Raw genomic sequence first — 14602 nt, 5'->3', positions numbered from 1 at the left:
CGACCTAATATTCTGTATGAATAAAAAATTACTTTTAGTATTTCTATTACTTATTTCCCTTTCTATACATGCTCAAAATATTACCATTTTAAATAGCCAGAATAAGGAACCTATTGCTGGAGTAGCGGTTTTTAATATAGATAAAACACAAAGTGAAATTTCTAATTTAGAAGGAGAAGTGTCGCTTAATACATTTAAAAATGAAGATGTTGTGTTCTTTAAGCATTTGTCGTTTCAAGAATTTTCTGCAACGAAATCTAGGTTAGTAAAAGCTGTTGTTGTGTATTTAGATCCGTCTACAGAAGGCTTAGACGAAGTGCTAATTTCAGCATCTAAATTTGGACAAGTTAAACGCGATATTCCTCAAAAAGTGGTGTCGCTATCTTTAGAGGAAATTATGTTCGATAATCCTCAAACAAGCGCAGATCTTTTAGAAAACACAGGTAATGTTTACATTCAAAAAAGTCAATTGGGAGGAGGAAGCCCTATGATTCGTGGATTGTCTACCAACAGATTATTAATTACGGTAGATGGTGTACGTATGAATAATGCCATTTTTAGAGATGGAAATGTACAGAATGTGATTTCTATAGATCCTTTTTCTATACAACATACAGAAGTCATTATAGGTGCTGGATCTGTGGTGTATGGGAGTGATGCTATTGGTGGAGTCATGAGTTTTTATACTAAAAAACCAGAATTGTCTTATTCTAAAGATGCGTCTTTTGCTGCAAACTCAGTGTTGCGTTATGCTACAGCTAATAATGAAAAGACGGGGCATTTGGATTTTAATATTGGCTTAAAAAAATGGGCGTTTTTAAGTAGTGTGAGTTATACTGATTTTGACGATTTAAGAATGGGAAGTCATGGTCCAGATGATTATTTGCGAACAGAATATGTAGTAACTGAAAATGGTGTAGATAATATTGTTGAAAATAAAAATCCTAAAATTCAGAATCCTACAGGTTACGATCAAATCAACCTGATGCAGAAGATAAGACTTGCACCAAAAGATAATGTAACTTACGATTTGGGCCTGTATTATTCTACAACTTCAGAATACTCAAGATATGATAGGTTGATACGTTATAAGGACGATCATTTGCGTTCTGCAGAATGGAATTATGGCCCACAACGCTGGTTTATGTCTAACTTTCAATTTACAAAATTGAGTAGTCGTTCCGCATTTTACGATAAAATTCAAGCCAATGTTGCCTATCAGAATTTTCAAGAAAGTAGAATCGATAGAGATTATCAATCTACCACAAGAAACTCAACCGAAGAACATGTAGATGCAATTTCAGCCAATTTAGATTTTGAAAAGCAGTTAAGCTTAAAAACAGAATTCTTTTATGGTTTAGAGTACGTGTATAATAAAGTGCATTCTTACGGAAGAGAAGAAGATATAGAAAGCAATATTATAATTCCTGCGATTTCAAGATATCCAAATGGCTCAGATTGGTCGTCTATGTCTGCTTATACCAACTTAAAATATAAACCAAGTTCTCAGTTTGTTTTACAAACGGGATTGCGATATAATCATGTTATAGCAAATGCGAGTTTTGAAGAAAACAATGTATTTTTAAATCTTCCGTTTGATACTGCCGATATTAATACTGGTGCTTTAACCGGAACTGCGGGTGTAAGTTGGATTCCTGCGGATATTATTCAATGGAAATTGAATTTTTCAACAGCTTTTAGAGCGCCAAATATTGACGATATTGGAAAGGTTTTCGATTCTGAGCCAGGAGCTGTTGTAGTGCCTAACGATGATCTTAATCCAGAATATGCTTATACAGGAGATTTAAGTGTGCGTCTTAATTTTGAAGATAAAATAATAATAGATGCTGCAACTTATTATACCTTTTTAGATGATGCTTTAGTACGCAGAGATTTTGAATTGAATGGAGCATCTTATATAGAATATAATGGAGAAGACAGCCGAGTGCAGGCTATGCAGAATGCAGCAGAAGCTCGTATTTATGGTTTTGAAGCAGGTATACAAATTTCTTTTACAGAGGCTTTAAAGTTAACTTCGCAATATAATGTTATTGGAGGTTACGAATTAGAAGAAGGGGAGCAGTCTCCGTTACGACATGCAGCACCTAATTTTGGAAATACACATCTGTCTTGGCAACATAACAAAATTACAATTGATGCTTTTGCAATGTATAATGCTGAAATGTCTTATTTGGATTTAGCACCTTCCGAACAAAGTAAAGATTATATTTATGCAAGTGATGCAGATGGTAATCCGTATTCGCCATCGTGGTGCACATTAAACTTAAGGACTCAATATAAGTTTAACTCTGAATTATTAGTAACTGCGAGTTTAGAAAATATTACAGATCAGCGCTATCGCCCGTATTCTTCGGGAATTTCTGCGCCAGGAAGGAATCTTATATTAGCATTAAAATATACATTATAAACTAAAAAAGCCTCATAATTTTATGAGGCTTTTTTTATGTTTTGCTAGAGTAATACTACTGTTGCTTCATTGCTTTTTTATTAATTATTTGTCCGTTAGATAGCGAAACTTTGGCAATATAAGCCGCATTACTAAGTCTAGATAAATCATAAATTTCTGAGGCACTTGTACCTTCTAAATTGTAAATGCGTCTTCCTAATAAATCAAAAATATCAACATGAGTAATCGTCACATTGCTACTAGAGGTGATTTTTACTTTTCCATCACTTAATTCTATAATACTTATGCTGTTCGCATTTAATACGCTGTCGTCTATAGAGAGTTTTTGTTGTGAAAATATAATTTCGAAACGCTCATCAAACAGCCCTATTTCAGACGTAAATGTATAGTTACTGTTGGATAGCTCATGTACAGTGTTTAAGAGTTTATCGTGTAAATAGATGATGTTATCCGTCATAAACGAACCTTCTGTCTGGGGTATAGACAAACTGTAAATTGTAGGGTCTTCAATAGTTGTTTTAAATCCAAGTGGAATTGTTTCATCTAAAGATAAGCTGCTAGATTGCTTCGCTTGAATAACGTATCTGCTATCTGGACGTGTTGGTATATACGTGAATATTACAGCATTAATGTCTTCCGTAACACTACGTTGTGCATCATAAAAAGTGCCATCATCGTCATCTGTTGCACCATCCAGATATGCTATAAGTGTTTGATTAGTGACCCCATTGTCTGTGGTTAAATTAACCCAAAGTTTATTAGCTTCATTTGCAGTAGTTCTAAAAAACTGAGTATTATTACCAGTTACTCGCATGCTGTTATTAAAAACAACATTGGTGGTTTTGATATCGCCAGAAAATACTGTAGAAGTTGCTGCATTGTCCATAGATATAAAGAAACTTTGTCCAGAAGGAATGTGTCTTGTAGGCATAATACCATCACCGCCACTAGTTTGTCCTGTTCCGTTAATAATTGCATAGTCGCTTTGAGCAAAATTATTGCCTTCGTTTCCATTAGTGGTATTTGAAGCAGCTGTGATCTGAGACCATAAATAAATTGCCCCATTAGTAGCTCCTATATTTTGACTGATTGTACTATTGGCAGATAAAAACAGATCGGCATCTATGGCGGAAGGATAAGGATTACCAATAAGATTCCAATTATTATCATTTAATTCAGAGTCGTTTCTGTAAATAGGGATATTGTATTCTCCCGTATTAAATGGTCCTTCAAATACATATGTAAACTGTCCGGGGAAAGAGCTAGATCGATTATGTGTTGCTGCATATCCTACTCCGGGTATCATTATGGTACTTCCTGAAGTATATTGCCAATCATCTCCATTATCATCTATATCATCTTGGCCTGCCAATGCGCTATTGTCATTATTCGTTTCTTGTGTTGCATCTAAATAATTTTGTCCGCTGTAGGAGAAAATTCTATTACTATTTGCATCGCTTAAGCCGTCGCTAATCGTTTCTCCAATTACAGGAGTGCTCCAATACGTGTACTCATAAGAAGAACCTAAATTAGACGTTTCTTTTTCTACTTGAATTTTAGTTTTATCGGTTAGCACAGCTCCACTTACAACAGCATCATCATCAATCTGGACGAATGCCCCATCTGTTTTAACAATAATGTTACCATTTACTGTAAGATCGTTTCCGACAACCACATAAGTGTTGTCTTCTATAATTAAAGTACTTGATGCATTTACAGTACATTTACAGGCTTCAAAACTTGTTTCTGCGCCGCCTGTAGAGGTGTTGTAATTTCCGTCTATAATAACATTTGTTCCAATTGTTGGTACTGTGTTTGTTGCTGTGCCATCGTCCCAAGTCCAATTTGTGCCATTCCAGACTGCGCCGCTTATATCAACTTGTGTGGCTGTAGAGGATTGATAGCACGAAGCATCATCTTCTCTAACTTCGCAATAGTACTGATAGTCTAAAACACTACTCGCATCAGAAATAATCAAATCGGGAGAAGCGCTAGATGTGGTGTAAATACCACCATTAGAAATAGTTTGCCATCCTAAACCCGACTCTTCTGGTTTGTATACATACCATACATATTGTAATGCATTACCACCACTAAAACCTTCGCTTGCAGAAACGCTTATAGTGACTTCGTTACAGGCTGTTGCTGTACTTGTAATACCGTTAATGATTGGAGCTGATCCCGATGAAAAATCATAGGTTCCTATATCGTCATAATCTACAGGTGTAAAGCTGTCCCAATCACTAGCATTCCATGTGGTGCTTGGAACGGTAATTCCAGAGTTTTTTCTTCTGTATGTATAATCCTTAGTTGCAACAGTAAAAGAGGTCCCTGTGGTGTCTCCCCAAAGATCGATCCAGTTACCTGTTACAGTGCTATACAATCTTATGTTATCATCTTCATTAACACCACTTATATTACTAGATTGGTCGTAACCATGCGTTGCATAGTTTGTTGTGGCATCCGAGCCTCCGAAAGCAAAGACAAATACATCATTATTAGCAATGGTACCTGTTAATGTTGTGGTACTAGTAGGACTTGATCCTCCATTATTAAAAATTTGAATTTCGTAGTTTGTAAGGTTTATACTAGCGCCAGTACCGTTATAAATTTCTACGTAAGAGTGTGAGCCTGTACTGTGATCTGTAACTTCACTAATAAATAAATCTGAAGGTGTTATACCAGAACTCCCTTCGCAACTAGAAATTTGTTGCTCTATAACGGTAAATAATTTAGAACTTAAGCAACCTAAATCGTCTGTGATTTCTATACTTCCGGTCGTTGCACCAGCAGGAATTGTAACCTCTACTTCTGATGATGAGATAACAGTTAAAGTTGCAGAAACACCATTAACAGTAGCTGTGGTAGATGCTCCAAAATTACTCGTGGTCGAATTTATATTGACTACAGTCCCAATTGGACCTGTGGCAGGAGATAATGTTAGTGTACCGGCAGCGCAATCGCCAGTTCCTTGAACTTCGAAAGTATACGGGTCTTCATCTGCATCATTACTAATAACTGTAATGGTTGCCGTTCTTGTCCCGACACTACTTGGTGAAAATGTAATTTCGAAGCCTTCTTCATTACCAGGTGTGATTGATGTTGTTCCTGGATTTGTGATAATTGTAAATTCTGTAGGATTAGATGAGGTGATACTTGTAAGGTCTAAACCTGCAGTTCCTTCACTACTCACATAGTATGTTTTTGGGGCTGTAGAATTACCCATGACAGTAGCTGCAAAAATAGTGTTATAACCTACGCTTGGTGTCGATCCATTTGGTATGGAAGCACCTGTATTACGTTCAATATCTATCTCTGGAGTTGGTGAGTATCCTTCTCCGGTTAAATTTACGGTACAAGTTACTTCGTCTAAATCGTTATTATTTATGGTGATGCTCCCTGTACTAGTACCAGTAACTGTTGGTGTAAACCTTACAGTTACAGTTTGTGTATTGCCTGAAGCTATACTAAATGGTGTTGCTGGAGAAACTATTGTATAATTTCCTGTAATATTTAATGAACTTACATCTAAATCTGCACTACCATTATTTTCTATATCGAAAGTAAGATCTGTATTTGTAGAAATTGCTTGACTTCCATAATCTATGGTGTAACCACAATTTTGATTTGTAGATGTGTTGTCTACTAATTGTAGTTCTGGATTAGGGGTTCCTGTATAACAAGTCCAACTTAGATTTGAAATTAAAGTTCTATTTCCGCTGTTACGTAACTCGACATTTATTGAACCCGTAACATTTATTGTTGTAGTAAATGTGCTACTAGATGTGCTAGATACTGAAATGTCACCTCCATATTGAGTGCCGTTAATGAAAACTTTTAAAGTTGAGGTGTTGCTATAGATTTGGGCATAATTAAAAGAGATTACACCGCAACCTCCAGGGAAAGAGCTATCATTAGTTAGTGAGCCTGTTTTCAACATAATGGCTTCATCTCCATCTAGGTCAACATCAGACCTAGCGTCTGTAGCGGTCCAATCGATACCATTGTCTCCAGTCCAATTTTTTGTAGAATAACTATTGCTAGAGTCATTATTTACGTCAACAAAAGATTCGCTAGCACAATCTCCACTAGTAGTGATTGTGTCGCCTGTTAAGGTTACACGATTTATTCTAAGCGGTTGTGTTCCACTAGAGTTTCTCTTCCATCTTATTTTGTTATTGGTACCTGTAAGAGTTCCAATGTTGTAAATGTAATTAACATATGTATTATATATATTACTTGCTGTGTAAGAGCCAGCATTCCAGGTGGTTCCGCCATCATTAGAAATTTCTATTGTACATTCACCATTTGTCCCAGCATATCTCAAATTAGATGTTAATACTAGGTTCTCATAAGCTCCAAAGGTTTCACTTATAACATAGTCGTTATTGTTATTTAAACGCCAAAATTCTTCACCATTACGTTGTCCTACACTGTAAAATGACCATCCAGGAGTAGTAAAATTGGTACAGGTATTATCAAATATTTGTGCAAAACCAAAAGTTATGGTACAACAAATTAGCACTAAGGTTAAGTAGTAGTTTTTTTTCATATGGGAGGAAATAGGTTACTTTTATGGTATCTTTTGTGAGATACATGTTAAATTGGTATTTACAAATTACATAAAAAATTATAATAAAATCATTTTTTGTGATAATTTTTAGTGATAAATGAAGTTAATATGATATGTTATATCTGTTTTTTTTAATAAAATCATAAATTTTCATTATTATTTAGTAGATTAATTTTAGATATTTTTTTGAATTGAATATAGATACACATAAAACATATACGGTTGAAGAAGCCAAGCGCGCTTTAGAGCGTTATTGTGCTTACCAAGAGCGGTGCCATAAAGAAGTACAAGATAAACTAAGAGGCATGCGCATGATTCCGGATGCCATTGATGCTGTAATTGTACATTTATTAGACCATAATTTTTTAAACGAAGAACGTTTTGCTAAGGCTTATGTACGTGGAAAATTTAAATTTAAACACTGGGGAAGAAACCGTTTGACACTAGAATTAAAACGACGTCAAATAAGTCGGTTTAATATACAAATCGGTTTAAAAGAATTAGACGCCTTAGATTACTATGGCACTTTTGATGCTTTAGCGGCTCGCAGATGTGAAGCGATTAAAGAGTCTAATACCTACAAAAAACGAAAAAAATTAGCAGATTATTTACTGTATCGTGGTTGGGAATCGCCTATGGTTTACGATAAAATTAAAGAGTTAATTCCATAAAAAAAGAGCTTCAATACTATTGAAGCTCTTTTTTAAATTATTATGTTGTGACTTATAGGTTAAAAGATGCCCCAATATTAAATACAAACTGATTGTTTAATTTTTCTTCAGAACTTAAACTTCCACTTTCATATTTTGCAATTGGAAAACTCATTTCAGAGTACACTCCAAAACCATCAGTAAAGAAATATCTTGCACCAACGTGACCACCAAAATTTTTGGTACTAAAACTTAAACCAGGATACACATCTAATTCGTCCATACCAATAACAGAAGATAAATTAGCATTAAAACGGGCTTTAATATCAAAACGATCACCAAAGTCTGCATCTAAATTATCATTTACACCAAGAACATATGTTGAAGATACTCCGAACGAGATATTTTCTCCGACACCAAAATCGTAAGTACCGTTAATTCCTGTGCCGTTGTCTTGAAAGCTTGCGCCAATTTGAAATTTCTGATCACCTTTGCCTCTAAAAGCTTGTGCATTTGCGAATGAAACCACGCATAAACATGCGATTAATAGTAGATTTTTCATAGGATTTAAATTTTGGTCAAATATAGGTTTTATACTGAAATTTAGGAATTATATTTAGAAGTTCTCGTTATTGCGTTTTTATTTTTCCAATCAATCCATTTTTGTCCTTTTATTTTTCGCATCACATTATCAATATTTCGCATGATAAATACATTGTAAATCGCACGACTTAAGTTTTTAGGATGTCTTGCTATAGCACGAAGACTCATGGAAAAACCAGGTGTAATATACCGCATATAATGCCAATAGCCTTCTGGCATATAGAGTACTTCACCATGGTTTAATATTGTTTTATAACCGTTAGCTTTTTTTAATGCAGGCCATTGTTTAAAATCGGGATTTTGAAAATCGATATCCTCTCGTGTAATTAAAGCATAAGGGACTTTGTACAAGAATTTATTTTGTTTTTGGTCGAATAATATAATCTCTTTTTTTCCTTCAAAATGAAAATGAAAAATATTAGCCAAATCAATATCATAATGCATAAAGGTATACGAGTCTGTTCCGCCAAAAAACAGCATCGGTAATTTTTTCATCAGGCGAATGCCAAAATCAGGAAATGTAAAATCGTTTTGAAGCTGCGGGACTTCCTTTAAAATGTTCCAAAGAAAAATTCTATACTTTGTGGGTTCACGTTTTAGCAAATCAATATAATCTGCCATTTTCATTTTAGAATGTGGCTCGTTAAATCCATCTTTGTGGTTTACAGGTCTATCATCGTAAAGCGGAACCGTTTTATCGCCTGCAACAGATTTAATATATTCTAAATTCCATTTAGAATAGGCTGGCCAATCATCTATAAAATGCTCAATTACCACAGGTTTTTGTGGCTTAAAATAGTGGGTTATAAACTCCTCTTTAGTAATTGTTTTTACGCGAGGTATGTCTTGCAGATTTAAAGTCAAAAGTGAAAAATAATTAAACCTGCAAGGTAATAAAATGTTAGCTTATTATTTTATCTGAAGGTGTATTTTAGACCAAATATCAGATTGCCTTTAGGCATGGGTACTAAATTCGCTTCGGTGTATTCTTCATTAAAAATATTGTTTGCAATGACCGAAAACTCTAGTGTTTTTAAAGTGTAATTAACACTTGCATCTACTACTGTATAGCTATCTCCAGCAGTACGTTCGGCATATTTGTAAATTATAGATTGGGATACGTTTTTTATAAATTCTGAACTATATCTCCCTACAATATGATGCTTTAAAGAGTTTATAGAATATCTTGAATAGTCTGCATTTACATCTTGAACTTCATCATTTATATAAGTATAAGACACATTAATAGTTTGAGGGTTTGCGCCTATTTCAAAGTCGTAATTTAAGTAAGCATCTAAACCTTTAGTGTTTAATTCTCTAATGTTCGACGCTTCCCATAAATCGTCTTCATTGGTTTTAGTATAATCAATTAAATTTTTAGAATCTCTGTTAAAAAGAGCAAGTGATGCTGAAAAATTCTGATGATTATATTTAATACCAAGTTCTTCTGCAATGGCTTCTTCTGGATCTAAATTTTCATTTCCAAGCGTTGTCGGATCGCTATAGTATAAATCTGTATATGTAGGAATTCTGTAAGTGTAGCCAATGTTTCCGTATACTTTAAAATTAGAATTAATCTCGTAACCTAAATCTACTCCTGGAAATGCATGCCATTTAAAATCTGAAAAATAAGTGACAGCAACGCCTGGAGTAATATCGAGTTTATCATTTAGTAGTTTAAATTGATGCTCTAAAAACATAGAAGACATAAAACGATTGTGATCCCCCAAATTATTACTAACAATATAGGTTTTAGATAAGTCTACACCAAAACCAGTAATTCCTAAATCCGAAGTATAAGAACCGTTTAATTCTGTGCCTACTTTATTGGTAATATGTAAATTTCTGTAGCCTGTAGGTTGGTCTCTAGTATATAAATACATGTCTTGATTGCGTCTCCAATATACTTGAGGTTTAAAAATCCAACTGTCTTTTTTAATTTTTGTAGAGACACCTATTAAACTAGTTTGTGTTTCTTCGTATTGTTCTGTAGCGCTTGGAGTAGCGTAAAACCCATTGGCTCCAAATTTACGTTCAGACATGCTGGCTATAACATTTATAGGAAGTTTACTTTTATTGAATGTACTTTTAAGAAAATAATTCTGATTGTCGTAATCTGTATTATGTCTATAACCTTCAGACGTATTTCTAGAGACATGAACCAAATGGTTAGAATCTTTTAAATTTACACCGCCAGTAATCGCGCCATTTAAAGTGTGAAAAGAACCTGCTTGAGTTTCTACAGAAAGTAAATCTGCGGTTTGTCTTTTAGTAACAATATTTACAGCTCCCGTAAATGCATTTTGGCCAAATACTCTTGCTGCTGGACCAGAAATAATTTCAATACGTTCTATAACATCAATAGGTAAAGCCATATTTAATGTATGGTGGCCAGTTTGAGAATCTTCTACTTTAATACCATCTATAAGTAGTAAAGTTTGGTCAAAACTACCGCCTCGAATATATAAATCGGCTTGCATACCTGCCGTACCACGACGTCTAATATCTACCCCAGCAACTTGCTGTAATAAATCGGCTACATTTGTTGCTGCAGATGCTTTAATATCTTCAGCTGTAATAATATTTATGGATCTTGAGTTTTTAGAGAATGGTAATTCTATTCGACTAGAAGTTATAATAACTTCATCTAGTGCTTCTTCGGGCATAGCTTCTTGTGCAAATGCAAAAGTAGATGAAAGAATAGTTAGGGCTGATAAAATTTTAGTTACTGTCATGTGTTGAAATTAAAACGCTACAAATGTCGTAACTTTACGGACTATTAAAATAGTCCAGTTTTAAAACAATGAATAGTCCGGTTGAAGCTCTTTTTATAAAATTAATTGATTTTGATAAAACGAAATCAAAACCACTCTATATTCAGGTTTCAGAGCAAATTGTGAATTTAATACAACGTGGGTATTTACTAAAAGGAACGCTTTTACCAGGAACACGAGTTTTAAGTCAGTTATTAAAAATTCACCGTAATACAGCTGTTGCCATTTACGATGAGTTGGCGGCTCAAGGCTGGGTAGAAATTTTAGCTAATAAGGGTACTTTTGTGTTGTTTCCTGAACAAAAGACGGCTAAAATTAAAGCCACTGTTCAGCAGTTTAATCAGGCGTATGCGTATTCAGAAACTACGGGATTTCCGTTTCAAAATGCTTTGCATTTAGCATCTACACAGCAAACCACTAAAGCGGAATATGTTATTAACGATGGAAAACCAGATTTACGTTTACATCCAACCGTTCAGTTTTCAAGATGGTATAGTAGTGCGATGAAACGAAAACCTTTAATTAAAAAATGGAATCGGGCAGGAGATGGAGCGTATTCTGAATTTGAAAATCAGTTATGTAATTATTTAAATGCCACTCGCGGATTCCATATTAAACCCAATAATTTAATAAGTACGCGAAGTACAGAAATGAGTTTGTATATCGTATCGCAATTACTAATTAAACGAAACGATATTGTTTTGGTGGGGAATTTAAGTCATTATGCAGCGAATATGATTTTTCAACAAGTTGGAGCCACCATTAAAACAATTCCTGTTGATGCAGATGGATTAGATGTAGATTATATTAAAACACATTTTCAAAAAGGGAGAATTAGGTGTGTTTACATTTGCGCGCACAGAGATTATCCTACTACCATTACATTAAGTGCAGAACGCCGATTAAAATTACTGCAATTAGCAAAGCAGTATAAATTTGCGATTATTGAAGACGATTTTGATTACGATTTTCAGTTTGAAGGCTCCGCTATGTTGCCTTTAGCGAGTTCAGATGCTAACGGACTCGTAATTTATTTAGGAAAACTCGGGCAGTCTTTGTTTCCTAGTTTTCAAACAGGATTTGTTGTGGCACCCGGTAATTTAATTTCCGAGGCAAAAAATTACTTGCAATTATTAGATCAGCAAGGCGATTTAATTCAGGAACAAATGCTTTCTGAATTGATTTATGAAGGTGAGATTAACCGCTTAGTGAAGAAGAATATTATTATTTACAAACAACGTCGCGATGTTTTATGCGATAGTTTAAATACCCATTTTGGGGATAAGATTCATTGGGAATTACCCTCTGGCGGATTAGCGATTTGGTTACAATTTAAACCAGAAATTTCATTGTTGAAACTGGCTGAAGAAGCCGAAAAACAGAATGTCTTTATTCCTAAAACCATTTTATATCAAGATAAAAATACGTGTGCTATACGTTTTGGATTTGGCCATTTAAATGAAGAAGAAATAGAAGCGGTGGTGTCTACATTAAAGCAAATTTATGATACATTATTTTAGTGTATTTCTGAAGATGTAAGACATGTTAAAACAAAACAAACCCCGAACTTTCTAAAGTGTCGGGGCCGTCAAACAAACTAAAATGAAGTGCTATTTATTTTTTAAAAGAGTCTCTAAAGCCGTTACAATGACAATCTCGACATCTACATGATCTTGTTTTAAAACAGATAAACTGTTTTCTAATTTGGATTTATCAGTCGTGCTAATTGTTTTGTTGTCGAAATTATCAAGTATAATTTTTGAGACCTCCGACAAGTTTTTAGATAGAGGTTCTAAATCGTTTAAAAGTGGTGTTTTATTGAGTTTAGAAAAGGCTTCGTAGTTTTTGGACCATAGGCTTAAATACTCTTTAATTTCTGATTTTGTAGTCTCTGTAGGTGAAGTTAAATAGTCTTTTACTAACCTATTAAATTTTACCGCATCTTTAGCATCTACGGTACAAGCATCTGCAAATAACCGAAACGGGGAGAAGGTTTTATATTCCGTTCCGCCTTCATTTCTTGAATAGATTTTAAGCGGTTCACAAATATCCATTAAGGTTTCTAAAGAAGAAATATCTTGATTATTGGATAGGTTTCTTAGAATAACAGCTTTGTTTTTTATGTGTGTTAACCCTAATTCTTCTAGTCTAAAATTAACCACTTCTAAACGTTTTAACATATGATCCACATCGTTGATATCTTTAGGTGACCATAAACGTTCTGCAATTGCTGCAGTTCTTGGCCAAATTCTAGAATCTATAGTTTCACAAGTGGCAAGTTCGCTCCACATGGTGGCTTCTCCACCAAGTATTCGCGCTTCTTCTTCTGCTGTTAATGTAATGTCGCCAATAGGTTCATTTTGGTAATGTTTTACAACAGACTCCATGCGGTCTATATAAAATCCGTTAGATAAAATAGTATTGTAGCCTTGTTTTGCGGCTTCAATTAAAGAACCTCCTTTTGGCAGTCCTTCGTTTTCCGATCTCCAAGAATGAATTACTGCTGTAGTTGGCATGGTTGGTGTCATAATCTCATCCCAACCCACAAGATTTTTTCCTAATTTATTTAGTATTTTTTCTAATTTAATATTGAAATGAGTCTGTAAGTCATGATTAGTTTTTAAGTGATGTTCTTTTTTAAATTTCTGAATCGTTTCATTAGCGTCCCAATGTTTCCCTTCGTTTTCATCGCCTCCAATATGGAAATAAGGATCCGGGAATAATGGTGCGATTTCAGTAAAAAGGTTTTCTAAAAAGACATAAGTTTGGTCGTTTGTAGGATCTAAAGTGGGATCGAAAACCCCAGAAAAACGTTCTACATTATATGTTACTCCAGGTTGACTTCCTAATTCAGGAAAGGCTGTTAATATAGCAGTTGCATGTCCAGGAACATCGATTTCTGGAACGACGCGTATTCCTAACTTTGAAGCGTAAGCCACAACGTCTTTAATTTGCTCTTGGGTGTAAAATAATCCATCTGAAGCTAATTCGGTTAACTGCGGATATACTTTAGATTGTATTCGAATGCCTTGATCGTCTATTAAATGCCAGTGAAACACATTCATTTTAACCGAAGCCATAGCATCTAAATTCCGTTTTAAAACAGCCACAGGATGGAAATGCCTAGACACATCTATCATTAAACCACGCCATACAAATCGTGGAGCATCAGAAATTGAAACACCTTTAAAGTAGAATTGTGTAGCATTGTTGCTCGTTAATTGTAATAACGTTTCAATACCTCTTAAAGCGCCAATATCTGTATTTGCGGTTATAGTTGCTCCGGTGTTGGTTACATTTAATTGGTACGATTCATCGTTATCTACACTTAATTCACCTTTGGTTTTATAGCTGATTTTAATAGTCGCATTGCTATTCTCTTTTGCCGAAGTTGGGAAACCTGTATTTATAAATATACCTGTTCGTCCGGATAATCGTCTTAAAAATTGTGTCGCATTATACTGAACGCGTTCTGGAGACGGACCGTCTATAGAGATGGTTAAATCTGCTGTTATGGTTAGCGATTGCTTGTTTTCTTGTATGCTTTTGGGCCAAGGCATTACGTTGAAGGTCT

8 protein-coding genes are annotated in these 14602 nt (G+C 34.6%); 3 read left to right on the top strand and 5 right to left on the bottom strand.

The features are described from left to right. The first annotated feature begins 16 nt into the window (after positions 1–16). Positions 17–2428, top strand: a complete 2412-nt coding sequence (locus AST99_RS00115) for a TonB-dependent receptor plug domain-containing protein (RefSeq protein WP_057777866.1) — start codon at positions 17–19, stop codon at positions 2426–2428. A 55-nt stretch (positions 2429–2483) separates the two neighbouring features. On the opposite strand, the gene AST99_RS00110 is transcribed toward AST99_RS00115, so the two are convergent. Next, a complete protein-coding gene (locus tag AST99_RS00110) occupies positions 2484–6980 on the bottom strand; it encodes a choice-of-anchor D domain-containing protein (protein ID WP_057777864.1) in 4497 nt (1498 codons plus the stop codon). Between the two features lie 218 nt (positions 6981–7198). Between AST99_RS00110 and AST99_RS00105 the strand changes: the two genes are divergently transcribed. Next, positions 7199–7672 carry a regulatory protein RecX gene (locus AST99_RS00105; RefSeq protein WP_057777904.1) on the top strand — a complete coding sequence of 158 codons (474 nt, stop codon included), beginning with the start codon at positions 7199–7201 and terminating at the stop codon, positions 7670–7672. 52 nt (positions 7673–7724) lie between these two features. On the opposite strand, the gene AST99_RS00100 is transcribed toward AST99_RS00105, so the two are convergent. Genes AST99_RS00100 through AST99_RS00090 form a run of 3 tightly spaced genes read right to left on the bottom strand, consistent with a single transcriptional unit; the run spans position 7725 to position 10989 of the window. Beyond that, entirely contained in the window at positions 7725–8213 is a 489-nt protein-coding gene (locus AST99_RS00100; protein ID WP_057777863.1) for a DUF6646 family protein, read from the bottom strand. Between the two features lie 41 nt (positions 8214–8254). Further along, positions 8255–9118 carry a cupin-like domain-containing protein gene (locus tag AST99_RS00095; protein ID WP_057777861.1) on the bottom strand — a complete coding sequence of 288 codons (864 nt, stop codon included), beginning with the start codon at positions 9116–9118 and terminating at the stop codon, positions 8255–8257. A 50-nt stretch (positions 9119–9168) separates the two neighbouring features. Beyond that, entirely contained in the window at positions 9169–10989 is a 1821-nt protein-coding gene (locus AST99_RS00090) for a TonB-dependent receptor plug domain-containing protein (RefSeq protein ID WP_057777858.1), read from the bottom strand. A 68-nt stretch (positions 10990–11057) separates the two neighbouring features. Between AST99_RS00090 and AST99_RS00085 the strand changes: the two genes are divergently transcribed. Then, on the top strand, positions 11058–12548 hold the full coding sequence (locus tag AST99_RS00085) for an aminotransferase-like domain-containing protein (protein ID WP_057777856.1): 1491 nt from the start codon (positions 11058–11060) through the stop codon (positions 12546–12548). Between the two features lie 90 nt (positions 12549–12638). Here AST99_RS00085 and AST99_RS00080 read toward each other — a convergent pair whose 3' ends face one another. Continuing rightward, a complete protein-coding gene (locus AST99_RS00080) occupies positions 12639–14588 on the bottom strand; it encodes a beta-N-acetylhexosaminidase (RefSeq protein ID WP_232301559.1) in 1950 nt (649 codons plus the stop codon). Positions 14589–14602: the final 14 nt, after the last annotated feature.

This window comes from Formosa algae (genome assembly GCF_001439665.1).
Classification (GTDB): domain Bacteria; phylum Bacteroidota; class Bacteroidia; order Flavobacteriales; family Flavobacteriaceae; genus Formosa; species Formosa algae.
This window is presented reverse-complemented; position numbering and strand designations above follow the sequence as displayed.

Bases quoted from the DNA above. Each gene is read 5' to 3' on its own strand.
- AST99_RS00115 (WP_057777866.1), top strand. From the start codon at position 17: ATGAATAAAAAATTACTTTTAGTATTTCTATTACTTATTTCCCTTTCT.
- AST99_RS00080 (WP_232301559.1), bottom strand. From the start codon at position 14,588: ATGCCTTGGCCCAAAAGCATACAAGAAAACAAGCAATCGCTAACCATA.
- AST99_RS00085 (WP_057777856.1), top strand. From the start codon at position 11,058: ATGAATAGTCCGGTTGAAGCTCTTTTTATAAAATTAATTGATTTTGAT.
- AST99_RS00100 (WP_057777863.1), bottom strand. From the start codon at position 8,213: ATGAAAAATCTACTATTAATCGCATGTTTATGCGTGGTTTCATTCGCA.
- AST99_RS00110 (WP_057777864.1), bottom strand. From the start codon at position 6,980: ATGAAAAAAAACTACTACTTAACCTTAGTGCTAATTTGTTGTACCATA.
- AST99_RS00090 (WP_057777858.1), bottom strand. From the start codon at position 10,989: ATGACAGTAACTAAAATTTTATCAGCCCTAACTATTCTTTCATCTACT.